The sequence below is a fragment of the Dactylosporangium aurantiacum genome (assembly GCF_000716715.1).
In the GTDB taxonomy this organism is placed as follows: Bacteria; Actinomycetota; Actinomycetes; order Mycobacteriales; family Micromonosporaceae; genus Dactylosporangium; species Dactylosporangium aurantiacum.
Map to the genome: position 1 here is coordinate 205,753 of NZ_JNYJ01000020.1, position 22,249 is coordinate 228,001.

Annotated in this window: 27 protein-coding genes, 2 tRNA genes and 1 pseudogene; 15 read left to right on the top strand and 15 right to left on the bottom strand. The window is 74.7% G+C overall.

Annotated elements, in window-relative coordinates; all coding sequences use genetic code 11:
* Positions 1-22 precede the first annotated feature (22 nt).
* The 3 genes from OP18_RS22695 to OP18_RS22705 are packed head-to-tail and all read right to left on the bottom strand — an operon-like array spanning position 23 to position 3,383.
* Positions 23-2,179: an FtsX-like permease family protein gene (locus OP18_RS22695; protein ID WP_033360966.1), complete on the bottom strand. Its 2,157-nt coding sequence runs from the start codon at positions 2,177-2,179 to the stop codon at positions 23-25.
* Positions 2,176-2,862 (bottom strand): ABC transporter ATP-binding protein, encoded by a 687-nt coding sequence (locus OP18_RS22700; protein ID WP_033360967.1) that lies wholly within the window; start codon positions 2,860-2,862, stop codon positions 2,176-2,178. The genes OP18_RS22695 and OP18_RS22700 overlap by 4 nt, the downstream gene beginning before the upstream one ends.
* Positions 2,859-3,383 (bottom strand): PadR family transcriptional regulator, encoded by a 525-nt coding sequence (locus OP18_RS22705; RefSeq protein WP_033360968.1) that lies wholly within the window; start codon positions 3,381-3,383, stop codon positions 2,859-2,861. Before OP18_RS22705 ends, OP18_RS22700 begins: the two co-directional genes overlap by 4 nt.
* Positions 3,384-3,482: 99 nt before the next feature.
* Between OP18_RS22705 and OP18_RS60780 the strand changes: the two genes are divergently transcribed.
* The gene (locus tag OP18_RS60780) at positions 3,483-4,007 is read left to right on the top strand and encodes an MFS transporter (RefSeq protein ID WP_052387147.1); all 525 of its coding nucleotides are present in this window, start codon (positions 3,483-3,485) and stop codon (positions 4,005-4,007) included.
* Positions 4,008-4,029: 22 nt separating this feature from the next.
* On the opposite strand, the pseudogene OP18_RS60785 reads toward OP18_RS60780, so the two are convergent.
* Positions 4,030-4,119, bottom strand: a pseudogene (locus tag OP18_RS60785) (hypothetical protein); the annotation flags it as partial.
* Positions 4,120-4,294: 175 nt separating this feature from the next.
* Between OP18_RS60785 and OP18_RS22715 the strand changes: the two are divergent.
* The gene (locus tag OP18_RS22715) at positions 4,295-5,041 is read left to right on the top strand and encodes a methyltransferase domain-containing protein (RefSeq protein ID WP_033360969.1); all 747 of its coding nucleotides are present in this window, start codon (positions 4,295-4,297) and stop codon (positions 5,039-5,041) included.
* On the opposite strand, the gene OP18_RS22720 is transcribed toward OP18_RS22715, so the two are convergent.
* The 4 genes from OP18_RS22720 to OP18_RS22735 form a co-directional block, all read right to left on the bottom strand.
* Complete coding sequence (locus OP18_RS22720; RefSeq protein WP_052387148.1) at positions 5,004-5,828, bottom strand: DUF4184 family protein; 825 nt, start codon at positions 5,826-5,828, stop codon at positions 5,004-5,006. The genes OP18_RS22715 and OP18_RS22720 overlap by 38 nt on opposite strands.
* A gap of 1 nt (position 5,829) precedes the next feature.
* A complete protein-coding gene (locus OP18_RS22725) occupies positions 5,830-7,065 on the bottom strand; it encodes a glycoside hydrolase family 3 N-terminal domain-containing protein (protein WP_081971005.1) in 1,236 nt (411 codons plus the stop codon).
* A gap of 64 nt (positions 7,066-7,129) precedes the next feature.
* Positions 7,130-7,654 carry a hypothetical protein gene (locus OP18_RS22730; RefSeq protein WP_033360970.1) on the bottom strand — a complete coding sequence of 175 codons (525 nt, stop codon included), beginning with the start codon at positions 7,652-7,654 and terminating at the stop codon, positions 7,130-7,132.
* Between the two features lie 50 nt (positions 7,655-7,704).
* Positions 7,705-8,094, bottom strand: coding sequence for a BlaI/MecI/CopY family transcriptional regulator (locus OP18_RS22735; RefSeq protein WP_033361042.1), 390 nt, complete (start codon positions 8,092-8,094; stop codon positions 7,705-7,707).
* A gap of 89 nt (positions 8,095-8,183) precedes the next feature.
* Here OP18_RS22735 and OP18_RS22740 point away from each other — a divergent pair, with 89 nt between their 5' ends.
* The 4 genes from OP18_RS22740 to OP18_RS22755 all read left to right on the top strand — a co-directional run bounded on the left by OP18_RS22740 (position 8,184) and on the right by OP18_RS22755 (position 12,308).
* Positions 8,184-9,104, top strand: a complete 921-nt coding sequence (locus OP18_RS22740) for a M56 family metallopeptidase (protein WP_033360971.1) — start codon at positions 8,184-8,186, stop codon at positions 9,102-9,104.
* Between the two features lie 58 nt (positions 9,105-9,162).
* A complete protein-coding gene (locus OP18_RS22745) occupies positions 9,163-9,924 on the top strand; it encodes a DUF4253 domain-containing protein (RefSeq protein ID WP_081971006.1) in 762 nt (253 codons plus the stop codon).
* A 97-nt stretch (positions 9,925-10,021) separates the two neighbouring features.
* Entirely contained in the window at positions 10,022-11,527 is a 1,506-nt protein-coding gene (locus OP18_RS22750; RefSeq protein ID WP_033361044.1) for an alkaline phosphatase PhoX, read from the top strand.
* Positions 11,528-11,633: 106 nt separating this feature from the next.
* Positions 11,634-12,308: an MBL fold metallo-hydrolase gene (locus OP18_RS22755; protein WP_052387150.1), complete on the top strand. Its 675-nt coding sequence runs from the start codon at positions 11,634-11,636 to the stop codon at positions 12,306-12,308.
* A 344-nt stretch (positions 12,309-12,652) separates the two neighbouring features.
* Here OP18_RS22755 and OP18_RS22760 read toward each other — a convergent pair.
* Positions 12,653-12,726 (bottom strand) — tRNA-Ile (locus OP18_RS22760).
* Between the two features lie 30 nt (positions 12,727-12,756).
* A tRNA-Asp gene (locus OP18_RS22765) sits at positions 12,757-12,831 on the bottom strand.
* A gap of 268 nt (positions 12,832-13,099) precedes the next feature.
* Between OP18_RS22765 and OP18_RS22770 the strand changes: the two genes are divergently transcribed.
* Positions 13,100-13,441: a YciI family protein gene (locus OP18_RS22770; protein ID WP_033360972.1), complete on the top strand. Its 342-nt coding sequence runs from the start codon at positions 13,100-13,102 to the stop codon at positions 13,439-13,441.
* 122 nt (positions 13,442-13,563) lie between these two features.
* On the top strand, positions 13,564-14,355 hold the full coding sequence (locus tag OP18_RS22775) for a dienelactone hydrolase family protein (RefSeq protein WP_033360973.1): 792 nt from the start codon (positions 13,564-13,566) through the stop codon (positions 14,353-14,355).
* 51 nt (positions 14,356-14,406) lie between these two features.
* Here the strand turns inward: OP18_RS22775 and OP18_RS22780 are convergent, their stop codons facing one another.
* Positions 14,407-15,036 (bottom strand): TetR family transcriptional regulator, encoded by a 630-nt coding sequence (locus OP18_RS22780; protein ID WP_033360974.1) that lies wholly within the window; start codon positions 15,034-15,036, stop codon positions 14,407-14,409.
* A gap of 38 nt (positions 15,037-15,074) precedes the next feature.
* Here OP18_RS22780 and OP18_RS22785 point away from each other — a divergent pair, with 38 nt between their 5' ends.
* Positions 15,075-15,773, top strand: coding sequence for an NAD(P)-dependent oxidoreductase (locus OP18_RS22785; protein ID WP_033360975.1), 699 nt, complete (start codon positions 15,075-15,077; stop codon positions 15,771-15,773).
* A 130-nt stretch (positions 15,774-15,903) separates the two neighbouring features.
* Here OP18_RS22785 and pip read toward each other — a convergent pair whose 3' ends face one another.
* Positions 15,904-16,845: a prolyl aminopeptidase gene (gene pip, locus OP18_RS22790; RefSeq protein WP_033361046.1), complete on the bottom strand. Its 942-nt coding sequence runs from the start codon at positions 16,843-16,845 to the stop codon at positions 15,904-15,906.
* A gap of 37 nt (positions 16,846-16,882) precedes the next feature.
* Here pip and OP18_RS22795 point away from each other — a divergent pair, with 37 nt between their 5' ends.
* Both OP18_RS22795 and OP18_RS22800 read left to right on the top strand, forming a co-directional pair.
* Positions 16,883-17,347, top strand: coding sequence for a MarR family winged helix-turn-helix transcriptional regulator (locus OP18_RS22795; protein ID WP_033360976.1), 465 nt, complete (start codon positions 16,883-16,885; stop codon positions 17,345-17,347).
* Positions 17,344-18,102, top strand: coding sequence for a DUF427 domain-containing protein (locus OP18_RS22800; RefSeq protein ID WP_245635498.1), 759 nt, complete (start codon positions 17,344-17,346; stop codon positions 18,100-18,102). Before OP18_RS22795 ends, OP18_RS22800 begins: the two co-directional genes overlap by 4 nt.
* Positions 18,103-18,109: 7 nt before the next feature.
* On the opposite strand, the gene OP18_RS22805 is transcribed toward OP18_RS22800, so the two are convergent.
* A complete protein-coding gene (locus OP18_RS22805) occupies positions 18,110-18,577 on the bottom strand; it encodes a hypothetical protein (protein ID WP_033360977.1) in 468 nt (155 codons plus the stop codon).
* A 65-nt stretch (positions 18,578-18,642) separates the two neighbouring features.
* Here OP18_RS22805 and OP18_RS22810 point away from each other — a divergent pair, with 65 nt between their 5' ends.
* Genes OP18_RS22810 through OP18_RS22820 form a run of 3 tightly spaced genes read left to right on the top strand, consistent with a single transcriptional unit; the run spans position 18,643 to position 20,808 of the window.
* Complete coding sequence (locus OP18_RS22810) at positions 18,643-19,530, top strand: NAD(P)H-binding protein (RefSeq protein WP_081971018.1); 888 nt, start codon at positions 18,643-18,645, stop codon at positions 19,528-19,530.
* Positions 19,527-20,219 carry a CPBP family intramembrane glutamic endopeptidase gene (locus tag OP18_RS22815; RefSeq protein WP_033360978.1) on the top strand — a complete coding sequence of 231 codons (693 nt, stop codon included), beginning with the start codon at positions 19,527-19,529 and terminating at the stop codon, positions 20,217-20,219. Before OP18_RS22810 ends, OP18_RS22815 begins: the two co-directional genes overlap by 4 nt.
* Positions 20,220-20,250: 31 nt before the next feature.
* Positions 20,251-20,808, top strand: coding sequence for a hypothetical protein (locus tag OP18_RS22820; protein ID WP_033360979.1), 558 nt, complete (start codon positions 20,251-20,253; stop codon positions 20,806-20,808).
* A gap of 5 nt (positions 20,809-20,813) precedes the next feature.
* On the opposite strand, the gene OP18_RS22825 is transcribed toward OP18_RS22820, so the two are convergent.
* On the bottom strand, positions 20,814-21,590 hold the full coding sequence (locus tag OP18_RS22825) for an endonuclease/exonuclease/phosphatase family protein (RefSeq protein ID WP_052387152.1): 777 nt from the start codon (positions 21,588-21,590) through the stop codon (positions 20,814-20,816).
* On the opposite strand from OP18_RS22825, the gene OP18_RS57450 reads away from it, so the two are divergent.
* Positions 21,568-21,807 (top strand): hypothetical protein, encoded by a 240-nt coding sequence (locus OP18_RS57450; protein WP_156089702.1) that lies wholly within the window; start codon positions 21,568-21,570, stop codon positions 21,805-21,807. The genes OP18_RS22825 and OP18_RS57450 overlap by 23 nt on opposite strands.
* Before the next feature lie 114 nt (positions 21,808-21,921).
* On the opposite strand, the gene OP18_RS22830 is transcribed toward OP18_RS57450, so the two are convergent.
* Positions 21,922-22,249, bottom strand: a 328-nt coding sequence (locus OP18_RS22830) for a GNAT family N-acetyltransferase (protein ID WP_033361050.1), incomplete at its 5' end; no start/stop codon positions are given.

A 22,249-nucleotide genomic window follows, 5' to 3' on the forward strand; every position in this document is an offset into this window, starting at 1 on the left:
CCCGCCCCGGCGGCGGAGGGTGTCACTCGCTGCGGGCGGTCTCCGGCCCGGTGATGCGCCGCAGCAGCGGGAACGTCGCGGCGATGATGCCCAGGGACAGCAGCAGCCCGCCGGTGACGATCGCGCCGTACGTGAGGCCCGGCGGCCGCAGGTGGTAGCCCATCTGCGCGGTGAGGAACAGCTGCGCGCCGAGCAGCCCCGCCCCGATCGCCAGCGCCGCCGCGCCCAGCAGCGGCACGGCGCTCTCCAGGGCGATCACCCGCCGCAGCACGCCGAGGGGCACCCCGGTCAGCCGCAGCAGGCTGAAGGGCCGTTTGCGGTCGGTGAGACCGGCGATGACGCTGACCGCGAGGCTGCACCCGGCGATCGGCAGGCTGGCGAGGATGACCACGGCGGCGAGCTGCTCGAAGCCGGCCAGCTGCGAGTTCTGGTCGTTCGCCCGGTCCCAGTCGGTGGCCGGCATGATCCGCAGGTCGGGGAACGCCAGCTGCAGCGCGGTGCGGGCGCGCTCCAGCGTGGCGGTGGACCCGTCGGTGCCGACCACGACGGAGATGACCGGCCGCGCGGCCAGCTGCGCCGCGGTCAGGGCGGCCGCGGGCCAGACGACGCCGGGCCCGTGCGCGGCGCGGTACCCCATGAAGTCCTCCCACACCAGGGCGACCTCGGCCCCGTCGGCGCAGCGGCCGAACTGCGGCGCCCGCGCGAGGTCGGCGCAGGACGCGACGCCGGCGTAGTCGGTGTCGTACACGGGGTTGTCCCGGACCACCGTCACGGAGCGGACGCCGGGGCCGGCGGCCAGTGCCGCGACGACGGGCGCGGGGACGGTGTCGGGGTCGCGCTCGAAGCGGGCGACCATCGTCGAGGCGGCGAGGTCGTCGACGTGCGTGCCGCGCTCCGCGGCGAGGGTCTGGATGATGCCGACGGAGACGGTGGTGACGAACAGGCCGACCACCACGCCGCTGATCGCGCGGAACGCCGCGGCCGGGTTGTCGGCGAGGCGGCGGGCGGCGATGAGGGTGGCGGGCCGCTGCGCCCGGCGGGCGAGCAGGCGCGCGCCGGCCATCGTCAGCCACGGTCCGGCGAGCACCAGTCCGACCATGATGAGCAGCAGCCCGGGCAGGAACACCGCGACCTGCGCCGTGGAGTCCTCCGGCACCCGGCCGATGAAGAACGCCAGCTCCGCGACGCCGAGCAGCAGCGGGATCAGCCGGAACCAGCGCGGCGGCTTCGGCGTGACCCGCCGCACCACGCCGAGCGGGGAGATGCGGACCCGGCGCAGCGCCACGCGGGCGGCGAGCGCCGCGCCGACCGGCACGCCCACGGCGACCGCGGCGGCGACGAGCGGGCCGAGGGTCACGTCGTCGGGGTGGAACGGCATGCCGGTGAACGGGATCCGGGCCAGCTGGACGCGGAAGGCGAAGTACAGCGCGAACCCCGCGGCGGTGCCGAGCAGCGCGGCGACGGTCGCCTCGACGGCGGCCACGACGGAGATCTGCCGGGGCGTGCCGCCGATGAGGCGCATCGCGGCGAAGCGCTGCTCGCGGCGGGCGGCGGTGAGCCGGGTCGCGGTGCCGATGAAGATGAGCACGGGGAAGAGCAGGCCGCCGGCGACCACGGACAGGATCAGGTCGACGGCGGCGGTGGGGATGCCGGGCGGTTCGGTGGGGAAGGCGGTGACGCGGCGGGCGTGGTACAGCTGCGACACGACGTCCGGGGTCCCGCCGGCGACGGCGGTGAGGCTGTCCGGCGACGGCAGCGCCGGGGCGCCGATGAGGCCCGCCTGCCGGCCGGGGAACCGGGCGCCGAGCTGGTCGGCCGGGGTCGCCGCGATCAGCCGGGCGAGGGCCGGGGAGGCGTAGTACTCCCCCGGTCCGGGCAGGCGCGGCAGGCCCTTCGGTACGGGCGCGCCGGTGCCGGTCACGGCGACGTCGATGCGGGTGATGGACCGGCCGTCGAAGTAGTCGCCGCGCTCGGCCCACCACAGTGGCGCATCGGCGGCGGCGCCCGGCTGCGGGCTCAGCGCGGCGAACCTGGCGAACTGCGCGTCGACCGCGTTGACGCCGGCGAGCGTGCTCAGCAGCAGCCACACGCCGAGCGCGACGGCGCCGGCCATGACGGCGAGCCGGACGGCGGCCTCCCGCCCGCCGGCGAGGGTGAGCCGCAGCCCGAAGCGGATCACGACGCGCCCCGGGCGCCGGCGAGGGCGTGCACGCGCCCGTCGCGGACGATGACCTGGCGGTCCGCGTACGCGGCGACCCTGGCCTCGTGGGTGACGATGACGACGGTGGTGCCGTTGGCGCGGGCGGCGTCGACCATGAGGTCCATGACCTGCTCGCCGGTGAGCGAGTCGAGCGCGCCGGTGGGCTCGTCGGCGAACAGGACCCGGGGCTCGGCGACCAGCGCCCGGGCGAGCGCGACGCGTTGCGCCTGGCCGCCGGACAGCTCGCCGGAGCGGCGCTGCTCCAGCCCGTCCAGGCCGAGCCTGGCGAACCAGGAACGGGCCCGCCGGACCGCGTCGGCGCGGCGGGCGCCGCCGAGCAGCAGCGGCAGGGCCACGTTGTCCTCCGCGGTCAGCTCCGGCACCAGCTGGCCGAACTGGAACACGAACCCGAACCGGTCCCGGCGCAGGGTGCTGCGGCGGGTCTCGTCGAGCCGGTCGACACGGGCGCCGTCGAACAGGATCTCGCCCCGGTCCGGCACCAGGATGCCGGCGAGGCAGTGCAGGAGGGTGGACTTGCCGGAGCCGCTGGGCCCCATCACGGCGACGATCTCGCCGTCGCCGACGGCGAGGGTGGCGCCGCGCAGCGCCGGTGTCTGCCCGAACGCCAGGTGCGCGTCGCGGGCCTCGATGATCGCGGTCATCGCCGCACCTCCCTGGTCAGCGCGTCGAGCCGGGCCACGGTCGTCTCGATCCAGTGCAGGTCGGCCTCGAGGTGGAACAGGCCGTGGTCGGCGAGCATCGCGTCGACCAGGTTGCCGGCGCGCTTGATGTCGGTGAGCTCCTGCATGCGGCGCAGGTGCGCGCTGCGCTGCAGGTCGAGGTAGTCCTCGGCGGAGCGACCCAGCATCAGCGACAGCACGACCTTGGCGAACAGGACTGTCTGCAGGTGCGGCTCGGGCTCGACCGGCTCGGTGAGCCACGAGTCGACCTCGGTCGCGCCGGCGCTGGTGATGACGTACCGCTTGCGGTCGGGCCCCTCACCGGGCTCGACGTCGCCGATCACCACCTTGCCGTCCCGGGCCAGGCGGCTGAGCGTGGCGTAGACCTGCCCGAACGACAGCGGCTTGCCGCGGCCGAAGAACGTGTCGTAGTCCCGCTTGAGGTCATATCCGTGGCTCGGCTCCCGTTCCAGGAGCCCCAGCAGCGTGAGGGGAACGCTCATGCGACCACCATACGCTGAGAGTATACGCCGCGTATATACCCTCAGCGTACTTACAAATCACAGCCGCTCCACCTGTGGTGGACGGCAAGGGTGCCGCGCATGGGGGAGGCCGCGATGGAGCCGGCGTCACGACGGCCGTTGACCGGGCTGCTGGTCGCTCAGCTCGTCTCGGTGCTGGGCACGTCGATGTCGGCCCTGGCAATCCCCTGGCTGGTGCTCACCTCGACCGGCAGCGCCACCCGCACGGGCCTGATCGCCTTCGCCGAGCTGGCACCGTACGTCGCGATGCAGGCGCTCGGTGGACCGCTGGTCGACCGGGCCGGCGCCCGGCGGACGTACGTCCTGGGCAACGCCGCGGCAGCGGTCGTGCTGTGCGCCGTCGCCGCCCTCGACGTCATCGGCCTGCTCCCGCTGGGTGCGCTCGCCGGCCTGGTGGCCGCCGTCGGCGCGGTCCGCGGCACGGCCGACTGCGCGGGTCAGGTCCTGGTGCCCGGCGCCGCGGGCCTGGGCGAGGTGCCGCTGGAGCGCGCCGCCGGCCTGCACGGCAGCGCCAACCAGACCGGCCTGCTCGTGGGCGCCGCGGCGGCCGGCGCAGCAGCAGGCCCTTGCCGTGCATCCTGGTGAGGGTCGTCAGCACCGTGTTGTAGGCCAGGCCGGCGCCGTCGCGGCGGCCGGCGAGCGCCGCCCGCACCTGCGCCGGCGTCAACGGCCCGTCCGCCGCCCACAGCACCGCCATCGTGTCGCCCTCCAGCGACCCCCACGCCCGCCGTGGCTTCCTCACCGGCTCACGATATCCACCCCTGCCGCGCCGGATCCGGCGGCAACACTCACGCAAGGCTGATTACCGCCCGTATCCGCATCGTCACAGAGCAGTTGCAGAGGTAGCGGTACCGACCGAACGGGGATCAGCTTTGGGCACGAACTACGCGCAGGTGTTCCAGGACACCGGCGCGGTCGACAAGTACGAGCACGTCACCTACGCACCTGGCAGCTACGCGTCACGGATCAACGAGCGGCAACGCGCCTACCTGCGGGCACTGGTCCGCCGCGCGTTCCCGGCGCAGCGGCCCGTCCAGCACGACTTCGCCTGCGGCACCGGCCGGGCCATCCGCAGCCTGCACGGCCTGGTGCGGCAGGCGCACGGGTACGACACCTCCACCGACATGCTGGCCAAGGCGGCCGAGGTCGGCACGCGGGCGCAGCTGCACGCGGTCGCGGCGGACGGCCCCGTGCCCCGGCCCGCACCGGCGGACGGGCCGGCGCTGGTCACCATGTTCCGGCTGCTGCTCAACGTCGACGACGCGGTCCGCGACCGGGCCCTCGCCTTCGCCGCCCTCGCACTGCCGGACGCCGGCGCCGGCCTGCTCGTCATCGAGAACCACGGCAACGCCCGCTCGCTGCGGCACCTGCGGGCCCGCCGGCTGCGCGGGCAGCGCTGGTTCGCCGAGCTGTCGCACGACGACGTCGAGCGGCTGCTGCGCCGGCACGGCTTCGAGATCATCGAACGGCGCGGCTTCTCGATGCTCACCCAGGGTTGGTACGAACGGCGCGGCCTGGACCGTATCGCCCGTGGCGTCGACTCGGCGGCGAGCGTGCTGCCCGGCACCGACCGCTACGCCGTCAACGTCGTGTACGTGGCCCGCCGCCGGCCCGCCTGACGGAACCGGCACCGCGGCCGGTCACCGCCCGGTGCGCCGCGGCGGCGGCGATCAGCGCCGTCGCGGCGATGCCCAGCAGCTGGCCGGACAGCACCGACGGCCGGGGCAGCGGGGGCAGGAACGGCACGATCCGCGCCCGGCGGACCGGCGCCAGCCCGGCCACCGCCGCACCGGCCGTCGCGGCGGCCGCGGCCGCGCCCCAGAACACCGCGGGCCGGCGCCGCACCGCCGGGGCCGGCCCGTGCCAGGCCACGAGCCGCCGGCGCCGGCCCAGGCGGGCGGACAGCGCCAGCCACCCCGCCGCGCCGGCCGCGCTGGAGGCCAGGTGCAGCGGCATCCACGCCGGTACCCCCGGCAGCACCTCACGGTCGAGCCGGGCGATGCCGACGGCGGTGCCGCACACCGAGCCGTGCGTGACGTGGTCCCACGCGACGTGGCTGGCCGCGCCCACCAGCGCGGAGCCGGCCGTGACCCACCACGGGTGCCGCACGCCGCCGAGCGTGCCGTAGTCACCGACGGCGAACGGGCCGAGCCCCGGCAGGTGCGCGGCGACCTCCGGGGCCGCCCGACGCACCAGGCGCGTCGCCGCCACCGTGACCGGCACCGAGGCGAGCACGCCCCACCAGGTGTGGCCGTAGGTGTACGGCGGCCCTTCGCTGCGGCCGAGGGCGTACGGCAGGTCGGGCGCCGCGGAGCCGATGACCAGCGCGACACCGTCGAACCAGGCCGGCCGCCAGAGCTTCAGCGGCAGGACGGCGGCGGCGTGCGAGGGGAAGGTGGCCGGCATGTCATCCGTCGCAGCGAGCCAGGCCGGCACGGACCTTGGCGCGCACCACCCGGGTCGCCGACTCCTGCACCCGGGCGGCGAACGCCGGGTCGCTCTTCGCCGCGGCGAGCAGCGCCTCGGTCCACGGGCCGGCGTCGGACAGCCGCACCGACAGCGCCACGTCGCCGCCGGCCTTGACGAACCGCACCGCGCGCTGGCCCAGCGGCACGCCGCTGACCGCGACGGCGGCGCCGAGGTCGTCGGACAGCACGAGCCCGTCGAAGCCGAGCTGCTCGCGCAGCAGCCCGGTGACGATCGGCGCGGAGAACGCCGCCACGTTCGCCGGGTCCAGCTTCGGGTACGTCGCCGAGGAGATCATGACCGCCGCCGAGCCGGCCCGGATGCCGGTGGTGAACGGCTGCAGCGCCGGGTCGTCGGCGGTGGTGACGTCGTCGCGGGCACCGGTGGAGGTGTCGGTGTTGACCCGGACCCGGCCCAGCCCCGGGAAGTGCTTGAGTGTCGTGAGGACCCCGGCGCCCTGGATCGCCGCCACGACCGTCGCGACGTCGGCGGCGACCGGCTCGGGGGTCGAGCCGTACTGCCGGTCGAAGCCGCCGATCGGCGGGTTGGCCTTGCCGACGTTCGCCGGTACCACATCGGCGACCGGGGCCAGATCGATGGTGACACCGATGGCCTTGAGCCGCCCGGCCCACTCCGCCGTGCGGCTGCGCAGCGTCGCGTCGTCCAGCTTGCCCTGGTTGACCGCCGACGGGATCGCCGGGAAGTCGGCGCCCTTCAGCGTCTGGACCTGGCCGCCCTCCTGGTCGATGCCGATCTGCAGGCCGAGCCCGGCGGGCTTCGCGGCCGCCTGCAGCTGCCCGATCGCCTGCCGCAGCGTCGCCGCCGACGCGGTGCTGCGCCCGGCCAGGAAGATGCCGCCCAGCTGGTACCGCTGGATCGGCTGCACCGCGTTGAGCGGCGTGCCGATCGGCGTGCCGATCATCACCAGCTGGCCGACCCGCTGCTCCGGCGTCAGCTTCGCCACCAGCGTCGCGGCGCAGTCGGCGCTCGGCGACGGCGACCCGCCGGCCGGGGAGCCCGGCGCGGCACCGGTGCCCGGCGGGCGCGGGACGGCGCCGGGCGAGCCGCGGCCGGCCGCGACGAACCACAGCGCCGCGCCGGCGGCGAGCAGCAGCACCGCCCCGACCGCGACGGCCCATGTGGGCAGCGGGCCGATCCGGCCGTGATGGCGAGCCATGGGCCGCTCCGTCCCTTGGTCCGCTGGAAGCCCGACCCGTTGGACGTTACCCGGGCGGCGCCCGTCAACCGGCGGCGGACCGGGGGTAGCGGTGGTCCGGCAGCTGGTGCAGCCACATGGCGAGGGCCCGGACGGTCTCGCGTTCGAAGGCGGCCTTGGCGCGGGTCACGGCCGCCGCGCCGGCCGCGTCGTCACCGAGCGCCAGCATCCGCGCACGGGTCACCGCGAGACCGTTGCGCACGAACGTGTCGAACGTGGCCTCGTCGGCGGCCTCCACGGCGAGCATGCCCCGCACGTACACGTCCTCGATGCTGACCTCGGGGGTCAGGTCGCACAACCAGGCCCGCTGGCGCTGGCGCCCGGCCGCGGTGAGCGAGCAGGTGCGCCGGTTGCCGCTGGCCATCCGGGCGGGCACGGCCGCGTCGACACGCAGGAAGCCGGAGCGCTCCAGCCGCGTGACGGCCGCCATCACCCGGACGATGTCCATCCGGCGGGCGCTGCCGAAGATCTCGTCGTGGCGCTGCCTGAGCTCCCACGCGCTGCTGTCGCGGCCGCCCAGCAGGGCCAGCAGGACGTCGTCCAGCACCATCGCCAGGCACCTCCCGCCGTACTTCTACACGACGTAGAAGTTAGCAGAGGCTAAACCTCCGGGTGCTCCCGCAGCAGCGCGCGCAGGATCTCCCCGTCGCGGTCGTCCAGGGTGCCGACGAAGCGGCGCAGCACGGAGGCGCGGTCGGGCTCCTCGGCCAGCAGCCGGCTCATCCGCTCCGCGACCAGCCCGGCCGCGTCGCGCAGCGCCCCGTAGCGAAACGCCCGGCCGTCGCGGTGCCGGGTGACGGCGCCCTTCTCGTGCAGCCGCGTCAGGGTGGTGACCACGGCGCTGTAGGACAGCGCGCCGGTCGGGTCCAGCAGGTCGCGGACCTCACCCGGAGTCAGCGGGCCGGGTGCCGCGCCGAGGACGGTGACCACCTGCGCCTCGAGCTGCCCGGGCCGGCGCCGCCGGTCGCCCGCGGACGGTGCTGCGTTCACCGGCACGACTCTATCGACCCTGCGCCCCCACGACGCCGCCGCGGGATCGCTACAGTCGGGCGCAGGTCGGCCGGTCTGGACGGAGTCCCATGTTCGATCATTTCGTATGGTCGGTGGTCGTGGTGCCGCCGCTGGTCGTCCTGGTCGTGCGGCTGCTCGCCGACCGGCTCCCGCCCGCCACCGCCGCCCTCGCGGTCGCCTGGTCCGCGGCCGTGGTCGCCGCCGCCAGCACCGTCAACCTGCTGCTGTTCGCGATGAAGGCGGCCGCCCAGGTGCCGGCGGTCGGGCACGCGTTCGGGTGGTCGGCCCGGGTCGTCACGGCCGACACCGCCGCCGAGCCGTGGGTGCCCTGGCTCAGCGTCGCCCTGTCCGCCGCCGTCGCCGTGTCCGTCACCCGCCGCTGGCGCCACCACCACGACGTGCTGAAGCTCGGCCGCGCCGCGCCCGCCGAGCCGCTGGTCGTGCTGCCCGACGAGACGGCGCGGGCGTTCGCGGTGCCCGGCCGTCCCGGGTACGTCGTGGTCACCACCGGCATGCGCGAGCTGCTCACCGACCGGCAGTTCGACGCGCTGCTCGCGCACGAGCGGGCGCACCTGGCCGGCCGGCACCACCGCCTCGCCCGCCTCGCCGGGATGGCCGCCGCCGCCCACCCGGCGCTGTGGTGGGTCGCCCGGCACGTCGACTACCTCATCGAGCGGGCCGCCGACGAGCGGGCCGCCGAGGAGGTCGGCAGCCGCCGCACGGTCGCGCACGCGATCGGCGTGGCGGCCCTGGCGACCGCCGGGACCGGCGCGACCGCCGCCGGGACGCGCTGGTCGATGCTGCACGTGGCGACCCCGCGCGGGACCGTGCCGCGCCGGGTGTCGCTGCTGCTGACCCCGCGCCCGTGGCCCGCCACCGGCGTGCTGCGGCTGCTGCCGGCGGCGCTCGCCGCGTTCAGCTGCGTCTGGTCCGTCGAGGCGGCCCTGGACCTGGTCGAGCTGCTCATGGCGGCCAGGGGGGCGCGCTGACGCAGGCGCACCGGTCACCGGATGTATTTAGCTTCGCCGATCGACTACGGTCGGGACGGTGTCCGCCAAGCCTCTGACGCTGCCCGCCCGGGTCAAGGCCCTCACGGTGCCGCTGCCCGCCGGCAAGCACATCCGGCCCGACCTCGACGACGACGAGCCCGCGGTGCTCTGGCTGAGCAAGACGGCACCCCCGCCCGGGCTGTGGCAGGAGCTGCGGGCCGCGCACGCCGCCACCGGGCTGTGGCCGCTGCTGCTGACGCCCCTCGGCCACGACGCGTCGCGCCCGTGGGTCGAGGGTGAGCTCCTCCCCGGCGAGATGTCCGACCCCGCCGGGCACGACCCCGACGGGCTGCTCGCCGCGTGGTGGGCGCACCACGCCGCCGGGCACGGCGCCTGGCCGGGCCTGGCGCCCGGGCGGGGCGGCACCGCCGCCGACGCCGACGCGGCCGCCGACCGGGAGGCGGCGGCGCTGCTCGCCTCGCGGCGCCCGTGGCGGCTCGGCCTGGTCGCCGCCGGGCGCGGCGCCGACGCCCCCACCGTCGCCGGCTGGGACGGCCCGGCCAACCACACCGGCGACACCGCCCACATCTCCGCCGTCCTGCGCAGCTGGGAGGACCGCTTCGGGGCCAGGGTCGTCGGCCTCGGCTTCGCCGAGCTGTTCCTCAGCGTCGGCGCGCCGCCGGCCACCCCCGACGAGGCCGCGGCGATCGCCGCGGAGCACTTCGCGTTCTGCCCCGACAACGTGACCGGCGACCGCCGGCTCGAGGACTACGCGAAGAGCCTGGTCGATACGCCTGCCTGGCACTTCTGGTGGGACTGACCGACGCCTGAGGTTCACCTCGCGTTTCGCCGCGCGTCGCACACGTGTCCAAGGCTCCTGGACGAACCGTCCAGCAGTCGCTTTGGAGCGTGCCAGCGTGTCTGTTTCTCGCCGTCAGATTCTCAGTGGTGGGGCCGCCGCCGGCGTCGGCCTCACCGTCGCCGGGGTCCTGCCGACCCTCGCCGACCCCGCCGCCGCCCACGAGGGGAACCGCCCCGGCGGTGGCCCGTCGTCCGGCGGCCGCCCGTTCCCGCCGTTGAAGGACGACCCGAACGGCATCCTCGCCCTGCCCGAGGGCTTCTCGTACACGATCGTCACCCGCGAGGGCAGCACGCAGATGTCGGGCGGTCAGGGCCCGACGCCGGCCTACCACGACGGCACCGGTGTCGTCGCCGACGGCCACAACAAGCTGACCCTCATCCAGAACCACGAGCTGACCCCGCACCAGTCCGTCTACGGCGTGCCGCACATCGCCGGCACCGTGTACGACCCGGGCGCCCCCAACGCGGGCGGCTGCACCGTCATCACCACCGACGGCCTGGGCCGGCGCACCGGCGAGTGGGTCGGCATCTCCGGCACCGTGCGCAACTGCGCCGGCGGCGTGACGCCGTGGGGCACCTGGCTCACCTGCGAGGAGACCACCATCAACGCCGGCGCCACCTGGTCCGCGGGCGGCCGGACCGGCACCTACGAGAAGCACCACGGCTACGTCTTCGAGGTCCTGCAGGCCGAGTCCGGCAAGCAGCTGCCCAAGCCGATCAAGGCGTTCGGCCGGTACGACCACGAGGCCCTCGCCATCGACCCCGACCTGCGCCACGTGTACCTGTCCGAGGACGCCAGCAGCCCGAACGGGCTCTTCTACCGGTGGAGCTCGACCGACGGCAAGCGGCTCGGCCTGGGCATCGCCAACACGCTCAGCGACACCGCCGGCAAGCTCGAGGCGATGCAGATCCGCCTCGACGACGGCAGCATCCTGCCCGACGTGGCGTACCTGACCTCCGCCCAGCTCGGCCGGCCCTTCAAGGTCACCTGGGTCGAGGTCCCCGACCGCGACGCCACCACCAAGCCGGTCCGCACCCAGTTCGCCGACGGCACCGTCACCCGCGGCAAGAAGTTCGAGGGCGTGTGGAGCACCCGCAAGGGCTGCTACATCGTCAACAGCTTCGCCTTCGGCGCCAACGACCTGCCGGCCGACGCCACCAAGCACGACGGCATGGTCTGGTTCTTCAACTACGCCGACCAGACCATCACGCTCGTCTCGTACTTCCCGCACAACCCCGCCGCCGAGGGCGAGGGCCCGGCGCCGAAGTACGCCGACCTGACCTTCGACGGCCCCGACAACGTCACCGTCACCCCGTGGGGCACCCTGGTGCTCGCCGAGGACGGCGTGCGCGCCTCGCACGTGCTCAGCTCGGTGCCGGGCGGCCCGACGTACGCCATCGCCCGCAACATGCTCAGCACCGGCACCTCCAACGGCGCCCCGGTCTACTCCGAGTTCACCGGCCCGACGTTCTCCCCGGACGGCAAGGTCCTGTTCGTCAACATCCAGGTCCCCGGCATCACGCTGGCCATCACCGGCCCGTGGCAGCACTACCTGGGCTGACCGCCCGGCGCGGTCCCCGGGGCCGCGGAAGGATGAATCGCCCACAACCCCTGGCCTCCCCACCGCACCGGCCCGCAAGCTGGATGCCGGCGTGAGGAGGCCAGGGGTGCGGCGGATCGTCGACGGTGTGTGGGAGCTCAGGTCCGGCTACGTCCACGCCCACCTCATCGAGGTCGACGACGGGCTCGTCCTCGTCGACACCGGCCTGCCCCGCCGGGCCGGCAAGCTGGCCCTCGCGATCCGCCGGACCGGGCACGACCTGGACGACCTGCACACGATCCTGACGACGCACCAGCACCCCGACCACATCGGCTCACTCGCCGACCTGCGGCAGCGCACCGGCGCCCGGGTCGTCGCGCACCGCGCCGACGTCGCCGTCATCACCGGCGAGCTGCCACAACCCGTCCACCACTGGGTGATGCGCCTGTCGGCACCGTTCCTGAAGGCCGCCCCGTCGCCGGTCGACCACCCCCTGGACGGCGACGGCCCGACCGGCGTGCCGGGGATCACCGCCGTCCACACCCCCGGCCACACCCCGGGCCACGTGTCGTTCCTGCTCGACCGGGCCGGCGGCGTGCTCTTCGCCGGCGACGCGGCGAGCGCGGTGTTCGGCCGCGTACGGGCCGCGCCTCGTGCCGTGAGCGCCGACCCGGCCCTCGCGCTGCGCAGCGCCGTCCGCCTCGCGGAGCTCGACTTCCAGGTCGCCGTGTTCGGCCACGGCACCGCCGTCACCGGCGACGCGGTGTCCCGCTTCCGCGACTTCGCCGCCCGCCACCGCTGACCGGGTCCGTCACGCCGCGGGGCTGTCGTCTGCCTGCTCGGACCCGCGCACATGGGCCACGCAAGCGCGCAGGAGACCGCCGCGCCGCAAGCACCTCGCTTCCCCGACCCGACCGGCACGCCGAGCCCGACATCGAGGCCGCGGTTCGACCGCGGTGTCCCGCTTCCGCGATTTCGCCGCCCGCCACCGCCGACCCGTCGCACCGCCGTGGGGCTGTCGCCGGCACCGCCCCACGACGGAGGCACCTTCGCTTCCCGCCCAACACCGAGCCGGTCTTGCGGGGTGTGGGTAGAGCGGAGCTGCCCCACTGGGGGGCACCGGCGAAGCCGGTGCGCGGGGCACGGTCCCGTCGGCGCGAGTCGAACGCGCTGTCTCCTCGTTATCAGCGAGGTGCCTCTACCACTTCGGCCTCGACGGGGCGCCGGGAGGTGGACCTCCCGTGGTGTTGCGATGACGACCGGATTCGAACCGGCGACCTCGGCCGTGACAGGGCCGCGCTCTCACCAGGCTGAGCTACGCCACCAAGGGGTACAAAAAAACCGCCCGCCTCCGTGCGGGGCGGACGGCGTCGAGGAGACGTCGGTCTATCCTCGCCACCGCGGCCGATCGCTGACGGGATCGATGGCCGTGGCCGTCCTGATCCTCATCGCGCGCTCCTGCCGTGTCGTTGTCGTTCCGCGTACCCCTCGACGATACGACCGTCGCGCCGCCGCCGAAAACCGGTTTTCGCGCGCACGACCTGCGGCGTGACCGGACCGCGCATACGATCGACGGGACGTGAGGAGGCGGCCATGGCACGGTTCGTGACCATTGGATACGGCGACCAGTCGGGGTACGAGCGCACCGACCCCGCGGTCCGCGACGAGGCCCACGCGCACGACGCGCGCATGCTCGAGGCCGGCGCGCAGGCCGGGATCGCGGGCTCCCCGGTGCAGGTGCGCAATCACGACGCGGCCGGGGTGCGGGTGGTCGAAGGGTCGTTCATGTCCGCCGCGCTGCCCGTCGCCGGCTTCGGCATCATCGAGGCGGCGACGCTGGAGGAGGCGATCGAGCTGGTGGCGCGGACCCCGTGCGCGGTCGCGCAGGGTGTGGTCGAGGTCTGGCCGCTGCTGGACGGGCCGCCGCAGGACTGACCGGACGGCCGACCCGGCCCGGACCCGTCGGTACTGGATCTGGATCGACCAATTTGATATGATGTGCGTGGATGTCTCCTATCGTTCGGCGCGGAAGGTTCGCCGATCGATGGGAGATTTTCGTGTGTTACGAGGCTGATGCCCGTCCGCCGCTGCTCGCCGGGCCCGACGCGGGCGTCGAGGCCGGGCCGGTCGTCCTCGAGTCCGCCGACGGCACCCGCTTCGCCGGGTTCCTGGCGCGGCCCGGTGTGCCGGCTGGGTCCGGGGTGCTGGTGCTGCCGGACAACCGCGGGCTGTCCGGGTTCTACGAGCAGCTCGCCACCCGCCTCGCCGAGCACGGGCACGCCGCGCTGGCCGTCGACTACTTCGGCCGGTCCGCCGGGGCCGACCCGGCCGCCCGCGGCGACGGCTGGGGCGACATGGCGACCCTGATGCCCCACCTCATGCGGCTGCGCGAGGCGGACCTGTTCGCCGACCTCACCGCCGCGACCGCGCACCTGCGCACCGCCGGGGCGGACGCGGTGGTGTCGCTGGGCTTCTGCCTCGGCGGGCGGTTCGCGTTCCTCACCGCCGCGGAGCGGTTCGGGCTCGCCGGGGTGATCGGCCTGTACGGCATGCCCGGCCTCCTCCTCGGCCGTCCCGGCCCGACCCAGCGCGCCGCCGACCTCGTCGCCCCGGTCCTGGCCCTGTTCGGCGGCGGCGACGAGGGCATCGGCCCCGCCGAGGTGGACGCGTTCGGGGCCGCGCTGACCGGCCACGGGGTGCCGCACGAGATCGTCGTCTACCCGGGCGCGCCGCACGGCTTCTTCGACGGGCAGCTCGACGGGTTCGCCGACGCGCAGGACGACGCGTGGCGGCGGATCCTCGCGTTCATCGCCGCCCGCGCACGCACGCCGGCACCAAGGCACGACTGACCGGCGCCGCGACGGCAGCCACCCGACGCCACCGCCGGCCGCTCAGCATCCTCAAGCGGTGGCGACCCGGCGCGGCGTCGCGGGGCGCCCGGCGGCGCCTGGCGTGGCGGGTGGCGGGAAGAGCGCGGCGTGCAGCGCCGGGCCGAACACCCGGCGCACCTGCGCTGCGGGCAGCGCCGCGATCGAGCGGACCGGGTGCAGGTACCGGGTGAAGATGAGACCGCCCAGGACCCCGACGGCGGCGGTGGCGCGGTCGGTGGCGTCGGCGCCGCCGAGAAATTCAGCGATGCGGACGCGTAGGTCACAGTCGAGGTAGTCGCGCAGCACGCGCATCGTGGCGTCGTCCTGGCCGGCGACGCGGTGCTCGGCGGGGTCGGCGGCGTCCCACAGCGTCGTGACGGCGAGCAGCAGCCGGTCGGCGAGGCCGGCCCGGTCGCCGCGCAGCGCCGCGTCGAGCGCCGCCGGCTCCACGCACAGCAGGTCCAGCGCCTGGCCGAACAGGCCCTGCTTGGAGCCGAAGTGGTAGCTGATGAGCGCCTGGTCCACGCCGGCCGCGGCGGCCACCGCGCGGACGGTCGTGCCGCGATACCCGTGCCGCAGGAACAGCTCGCGGGCGGCGGCCGCGATGCGCGCCTTGGTGTCCGGGCGGCCCCGGGGACGGCCACGGGTTTTATTCAGCACAGTTGAATACTGCCCCGGGCCCGCGGCACGGTCAACGCATGCGAACCGTCATCTTCGGCGCCACCGGTCCGACCGGGCGCCTCATCGTCGAGCAGGCCCTCGCCGCCGGGCACGACGTCACCGCCGTCAGCCGCCGCCCCGGCGCCCTGCGTCCCCGGCCGGGGCTGGCCGTCGTCGCCGGGGACGTCCTGGACCCGGACACCGTGCGGCGGGCCGTGGCCGGCGCCGACGCGGTGCTGTCCACGCTCGGCACGCCGCTGACCCGGCGGCCGGTCACCCTGTACTCCCGCGGCGCCGCCACCATCGTCGAGGCCATGCACCGGCACGGCGTGAAGCGGCTGCTCGCGGTCAGCTCCAGCGTCATGGACCCGGCGTGGCGGCCCACCGGTGAGCGGTTCTTCAACACGGTCATGGATCCGCTGTTCAACCGGCGGATGGGCCGCACCGTGCACGACGACATGCGCCGCATGGAGGCCCTCGTCCGCGACAGCGACCTGGACTGGACCCTGGTGCGCCCGTCCGGCCTGTTCGACCATCCGGCGGTCACCCGGTTCACCGTGGCCCGCGACGTCGCGGACGGACTGTTCACCGCCCGGGCGGACCTCGCGGCGAGCATGGTCGGGCAGTTGGCCGGCACCGGCTTCGTCCGGCAGGCGATGGCCGTCATCACGACCGAGGTGCGCCCCAGCATCGTCGGCCTCATCTGGCGGGAGGCCGTCGCCAAACGCGCCGCCTGAGCGCCGCCGCCAAACGCGCCGCGAGCACCGGCACCCAAGCGCCGCGAGCACCGGCACCCAAGCGCCGCGAGCGCCGTCGCCAAGCGCCGCGAGCACCGGCACCAACCGCGCCGCACGGGCGGCGGCATCGTCACCGGACGAACGAGTCGAGCGCCTCGCGGATCAGCGTCCGCATGGTGCCGCTGCCCGTGTGGCCCGAGTCCTCCACGACGGTGAGGGTGGCGTCCGGCCAGCGCTGCGCGAGCAGCCATGCCGTCTCCAGCGGGCTGCTGATGTCGAACCGGCCGTGCAGCAGGACGCCCCGGATCCCGGCGAGCCGGTCCGCCTCGCGCAGCAGGACGCCCTCCTCCAGCCAGCCCGCGTGCGCGAAGTAGTGGGTGCAGATACGGACCATGGCGAGCTTCGCGTCGTCGGGGCGGCCGCTGTACACGTCGGGCACGCCGTTCGGTTCGAGGGAGACGACGGCGTCCTCCCAGGCGCACCAGGCCTCGGCGGCCGCGGCGCGCACGGCCGGGTCCGGCGAGTCCATCAGGCGTGCGTACGCCGCGACCACGTCGCCGCCGCCGGGCGCGGCGAAGTCGCGGAACGCCGCCCACTGCGCGGGGAAGAACCGGCCGACGCCCTCGTACAGCCACTCGATCTCGCGCCGGCGGGTGGAGGTGACGCCGTCGATGACGATGCCGGAGACCCGCTGCGGGTGGCGTTCGGCGTACGCGAGGATCAGCGTCGAGCCCCACGACCCGCCGAACAGCAGCCACCGCTCGATGCCCAGGTGCTCGCGCAGCAGCTCCATGTCGGCGATGAGGTGCCCGGTGGTGTTGTGCCGCAGGTCCGCGGCGAGGGTGGAGGCGTGCGGGGTGCTGCGGCCGCAGTTGCGCTGGTCGAACTGCACGATCCGGTAGCGGTCCGGGTCGAAGTAGCGCCGGGTGTGCGGGCCGCAGCCCGAGCCCGGCCCGCCGTGCACGACGAGCGCCGGCAGGCCGGTGGGGTTGCCGGCGACGTCCCAGTGCACGAGGTTGCCGTCGCCGACGTCGAGCATGCCTTCGTCGTACGGGTCGATGAACGGGTACATGTCCAGCACGATACAACAGCGCTGTTATATTAGTGCTGTGACATTCCTCGGCAGCCGGCTGCGGCACCTCCTGGAACTGCTCGACGGCGACGTCGCCGGGGTCTACGCCGACCTCGGCCTGCCCGAGGTGCGGCCCAGGTTCGCCCCGGTCGTGCGCACCCTCGTCCAGGGCGGCCCGGCCACCATCCGCGACCTGGCCGCGGCGATCGGGGTCACCCACTCCGCGGCCAGCCAGACCGTCGCGGAGATGGCCCGCCAGGACCTGGTCCGCCTGGAGACCGGGGCGGACGCCCGGCAGCGCATCGTGCACCTCACCGACCGCGCCCGCGGGCTGCTGCCGGTCATCGAGGCCGAGATGGCCGCCACGACGAGCGCCGCCGAAGCGCTCGACGCCGAGCTGCGCTACCCGCTGAGCCGCCTCGTCGAGGAGGCGATCGCGGCCCTCGAAGATCGGCCGATGCGCGACCGGATCGGCCGGGTGGTGGTAGGCAGACAGGTGTGACAGCCGACTACCCGAAGATGATCGTGCCGGTCGACCACACCGAGCCGGTGCCGCGCCGGGTGCGCGCCGTGCTCGCCGGCCGGACCGTCCTGGACACCACCCGCGCCGTGTACGTGTGGGAGGTGCCCCACTACCCGCAGTACTACGTCCCGGCCACCGACCTCGACCCGGCCGCCATCGTCGACGAGCACCACGTCCAGCGGCTCAAGCGCGGCAGCGCCCGCCGCATCGGGCTGCGCGCCGGCGACCAGGACCGCCCCGCGGCCGGCCGCGTCTACGCCGACGGCCCGCTCGAAGGCCTCGCCCGGCTGGAGTGGGACGCCCTGGACGCCTGGTTCGAGGAGGACGAGCAGGTGTTCGTCCATCCCCGCAACCCGTACAGCCGGGTCGACGCGCTGCGCTCCACCCGAGCCGTGCGGATCTCCCTCGACGGGGTCACCCTCGCCGAGTCGTCGTCGCCGGTGCTGGTCTTCGAGACCGGCCTGCCGACGCGGTACTACCTCAACCGGACCGACGTCGACTTCACCCGCCTGCAGCCGTCACCGACCCGCACGGCGTGCCCGTACAAGGGACGCACCAGCGACTACTGGTCGGTGCTCGCCGGCGGGAGCGTCCACCAGGACCTGGCCTGGGCCTACGACTTCCCGACCGCGGCGCTGCTGCCGATCGCGGGCCTGGTGAGCTTCTACAACGAAAAGGTCGACGTGCACCTGGACGGCCGACTCCTGGACCGCCCGGTGACCCACTTCTCCTGACGCCCGCTCAGCCGCCGCCACCACCGCCGGCCGCGGCCGCCTGGGCCTGCCACATGGTCACGATGACGCCGAGGACGAAGATCTGCACGGGCAGCGGCACGCCGGGGAGGTCGACGGCGACATCGCTGCCCCAGAAACTGACCTTGCGGACCGAGCCGACCTGCCGGCCGCCGGCGTACAGGTCCTGCGCCTGGCTCCACACCGAGGCGCGCTGGAACTCGTACGTGGTGCCGCCGGCGGTCACCGTCCACCGCTTGCGGCCGACCCGGTCCGCGGCGGCCACCACGCCACCGGCCTTGTCGAGCATCGAGAAGCGGCTGCCCCACGCGTTGCCGCGCACGTGGAAGGTCTGCCCCGCCACCTCGAGGTCGCCGCCACCGCGCCACAGCGAGCCGTCCCACCGCGCCACCCGGTGACCGTCCTGGCTCACCTCGTACCGCGCGCGCCAGACACTGGTCCGCTTCGCGAGCAACATGCCGTCGAGGGTAGCCCCCTGCGTCGATTTGCGGTCTGTCCGCGGCCGCGGGGTACCAGGTGGAGGTGACGAAGACAGTGGTGGTGACCGGGGCGTCGGGGTTCATCGGGTCGCACCTCGCCCGGGCGCTGGTGGACCTCGGCTACGACGTGCGGGCGATGACCCGCCACCCCGAGCGCTACGACGGCGGCGGCGCACCCGTGCGGGGTGACGTGTTCGACCCGGACAGCGTCGCCGGGGCCCTCGACGGCGCGGACGCGGCGTACTACCTGGTGCACTCCCTGGACTCCGACGACTTCGAGGCCAAGGACGCCGCCGCGGCCCGCACGTTCGCCGCGGCCGCCGCCGACGCGGACCTGGAACGCGTCGTCTACCTCGGCGGGCTCGGCGACGACGGCACGGAGCTGTCCGCCCACCTGCGCTCCCGGCGCACCGTCGAACGGATCCTGCGCGAGGGGCCGGTGCCGGTCACGGCGCTGCGCGCGGCGGTCGTGGTCGGCGCCGGCGGGATCAGCTGGGAGATCACCCGGCAGCTCGTCGAGCGGCTGCCGGCGCTGCTCACGCCGCGGTGGGTGAAGACCCGCACCCAGCCGATCGCGCTGCCGGACGTGATCCGGTACCTGATCGGGGTCCTCGAACCGGCCGAGGCCCGCGGCAGGGTCTTCGAGATCGGCGGGCCGGAGGTGCTGCGCTACATCGACATGCTGCAGCGGGCGGCCTCGGTGCGGGGTGAGACGCTGCCCAACGTGACCGTGCCACTGCTGACCCCGCGACTGTCCTCCGCCTGGCTGGCGTTCGTCACCGACGTCGACCTCACCACCGCGCGCAACCTCGTCGACTCGCTCAGCACCGAGGTCGTCGTGCACGACCGCGGCATCGAGGCCGTCGTGCCCGGCCCGACGATCGGCTACGAGGAGGCGGTCCGGCTGGCGCTGCAGGACCGCGCCGCATGAGGCGGCTGGTCGGGCGGGTCTTCATCGACCGCGTACCGCGCGACCACACCCAGACCGACGCGGCGTTCCGGCGCCGCCGGGTGGTGGCCGCGGTGACCCTCGTCGTCGGGGCGGTGCTGCTCGGGGTGTCGCTGTCGATCCGGCCCGGCGACGCGCTGTTCTACCCGATGACCCTCGCCGTCGCCGCGACCTGGGTCGCCGGGGCGCTGCTGTCCGGGCCGCTGCACCTGGGGCACATCCTGTTCCGCGACACGTTGCGCCGGCCGGTCGCCACCCCGGTCGTGACCGGCCTGCTCGCCGGTGCCGTGTTCGTCGCCGGTGCCCTGGTCGTGCGGGAGATCCCGCCGCTGCGCGCGTACACCGACGACGTGCTCGACCATGCCAGGTACGGCTCCATCGCCCTGATCACCGTCGTCACCCTCGCCAACGGCGCGGCCGAGGAGCTCTTCTTCCGCGGCGCCCTGTTCGCCGCGGTCGGCCGCACCCTGCCGGTCGCCATCTCCACCGCCGTCTACGCCATCGTCACCGTCGCCACCGGCAACCCGATGCTCGTCTTCGCCGCCGTGCTGCTCGGCACCGTCCTGGGCCTGCAGCGCCGCGCCTCCGGCGGTGTCCTCGCCCCCGTCCTGACGCACGTGACCTGGTCGACGGTGATGCTGTTCGCCCTGCCGCCGCTGATCTCCGGCTGACCGCTTGTGCGGGCCGCCCACAATGACGGCTGTGTCGTGGCCCGCCGTGCCCCCACCGAAGCTGCCGCCCGGGTGGCATGCGGTGCCGTGTGCCGACCCCGCGACGGGCGGGCCCGCGCTGCTGCTGCGGATGAAGCCGTACTGGCGGCGCGTCGCCATTGGCGCCGCGGTCGGCGGGGTGCTCCTGCTGTGGGCGTTCACGATCTTCGCCTACACGCGCGGCGGCGGCGGGCCGATCCTGTGCTTCCTGGTGTTCGCGTCGGTGAGCGGGGCCGCCGGCACGGCCGTCATGGCGGCGACCCAGGACGGGTGGCTGGTCACGCCGACCGGCCTGGCCGGCGGCCGGGTCTGGGTCTCCACCGGCACCTTCCGCCGGCCGCCGCGGCCGGCGGTGGCGCTGCGACTGCGCGACGACGAGACCGACGACGTGCCGACGGTCCACCTGGACGCGGTCGTGCCGCCCGGCCACCACAGCGAGATCTTCCACGAGACCGACACCGGCACCCGCGCGGAGCCCCTCGCCGCCTGGCTGTCCGCGGTGACCGGCCTGCCGGTCGCGCCACGCGAGCACCGCCGCCGCCGCCGCTGAGGGCGCTATCCCTCGAACGACAGCTCCGCCTCGATGCCGTAGTGATCGGACAGGAACAGCTCCCGGCCGTCGGCGACCCGGACCGCGTCGCGCAGCACCGTGCGGGCCCGGGCCTGGAAGGGCCGGTCCGGGGCCGGGCGGACCAGCACCTGGTCCAGCGCCGGCGGCGCCGGCCACCGCGGCGTCGGCCGGAACGTGGTGGACGTGTCACCGGCCAGGACGTCGCGCAGCCCGGCCGCCGCGGCGAACCGCGTGAACAGCGGCGAGTCCCGCGGCACGTTGAAGTCGCCGACCACGACCGCGGGCAGCGCCGGCTCGAATCCGGTCACCAGCCGAGCCAGGTGCTCCAGCTCGCCGCGGATGACGCCGGTGTACCGGTTGCCCTCCGACCAGTCGTCGTCCCGGTTCGCCGACAGGTGGGTGTTGACCACCGCGAGCGGCCCGGCCGGCGTCTCGACCACGGCCAGCTGCGCGCCCTTGCGCATGAGCAGCTCGGTGCGGGCCGGGCCGGCCATCGGGAACCGCGCGAACCGGTGCCGCCGCACCGGCCACCGCGACAGCTGCAGCAGCCCCCCGGCGAGCAGCACCGCCCCGGTGCCCGCCCGGTGCGGGTAGCCGGGGGTGACCCGGCGCAGCAGCCGCGCGCTGCCGCGGTGCAGCACCTCCTGCAGGCACACGATGTCGTACCCGGACCGCTCCAGCACCGGCCCGAGCGCCCGCAACCGCGCGGGCACGTCGTCCCGGATGAGCGCGTTGAACGTGAGCAGCCGCACCTCGGTCATCGCTGCATTTCATCATCCGGCGATCGCGCGCCCGAGGCCGCGCCGTACACCGACCATCCACGGCGCGCCGCCGATGCCTGGACGCGCTCACGTGATCGACGGCATCGACCCGGTCATCCACGTGCCGAAGCGGCTCACCGCCATGGCGATCCTCGCCAACGCGCCGACGATGGTGACTCGCTTTCCATCGGTCTGGACCGTGAGGTCTCGGTCCTGAGCTTCGACATGCGCCTGTCCTCGTCCAACGCTTTGAGGTGCTGCCAGCATGTCTGTGTCAACGACAGCCGTGACGCGACCCCCAGCGGTCAGAACCGCCCGGCCGCCTCTCTCCCTACGGACTCAACCGGAACCAGTAGTTCACCGTGGGCCCCTGTGCGGCCAGGCCGCCGCCCGTCGACGCGTACAGTGCCCGGGCGGGAGCGTTCGTCTCACCCGTCGTCAAGAACATCCTGGTTGCACCGGCTTGCGCGCCGGCGCGCATGAAAGCACCCAGAAGTGCCCGGCCGATGCCCTGCCGACGGTGGCTCTCGACCACCTCCAGTTGATGGAGGTAGAGCATTGAGAAGCCGTCGGGACGAATCAGCTGATAACCCCAGCACCAGCCGAAGATCTCGTGACCGCGGGAAGCAACGAAGGCGAGAGCACCAGGACTTTCCAGG

Bases quoted from the DNA above. Each gene is read 5' to 3' on its own strand.
- OP18_RS22825 (WP_052387152.1), bottom strand. From the start codon at position 21,590: ATGACCGAGGTGCGGCTGCTCACGTTCAACGCGCTCATCCGGGACGAC.
- OP18_RS22705 (WP_033360968.1), bottom strand. From the start codon at position 3,383: ATGAGCGTTCCCCTCACGCTGCTGGGGCTCCTGGAACGGGAGCCGAGC.
- OP18_RS22805 (WP_033360977.1), bottom strand. From the start codon at position 18,577: ATGTTGCTCGCGAAGCGGACCAGTGTCTGGCGCGCGCGGTACGAGGTG.
- OP18_RS22770 (WP_033360972.1), top strand. From the start codon at position 13,100: ATGGCACGGTTCGTGACCATTGGATACGGCGACCAGTCGGGGTACGAG.
- OP18_RS22725 (WP_081971005.1), bottom strand. From the start codon at position 7,065: ATGGCTCGCCATCACGGCCGGATCGGCCCGCTGCCCACATGGGCCGTC.
- OP18_RS22700 (WP_033360967.1), bottom strand. From the start codon at position 2,862: ATGACCGCGATCATCGAGGCCCGCGACGCGCACCTGGCGTTCGGGCAG.
- pip (WP_033361046.1), bottom strand. From the start codon at position 16,845: ATGTACCCGTTCATCGACCCGTACGACGAAGGCATGCTCGACGTCGGC.
- OP18_RS22815 (WP_033360978.1), top strand. From the start codon at position 19,527: ATGAGGCGGCTGGTCGGGCGGGTCTTCATCGACCGCGTACCGCGCGAC.
- OP18_RS22785 (WP_033360975.1), top strand. From the start codon at position 15,075: ATGCGAACCGTCATCTTCGGCGCCACCGGTCCGACCGGGCGCCTCATC.
- OP18_RS22740 (WP_033360971.1), top strand. From the start codon at position 8,184: ATGTTCGATCATTTCGTATGGTCGGTGGTCGTGGTGCCGCCGCTGGTC.
- OP18_RS22720 (WP_052387148.1), bottom strand. From the start codon at position 5,828: ATGCCGGCCACCTTCCCCTCGCACGCCGCCGCCGTCCTGCCGCTGAAG.
- OP18_RS60780 (WP_052387147.1), top strand. From the start codon at position 3,483: ATGGGGGAGGCCGCGATGGAGCCGGCGTCACGACGGCCGTTGACCGGG.
- OP18_RS22730 (WP_033360970.1), bottom strand. From the start codon at position 7,654: ATGGTGCTGGACGACGTCCTGCTGGCCCTGCTGGGCGGCCGCGACAGC.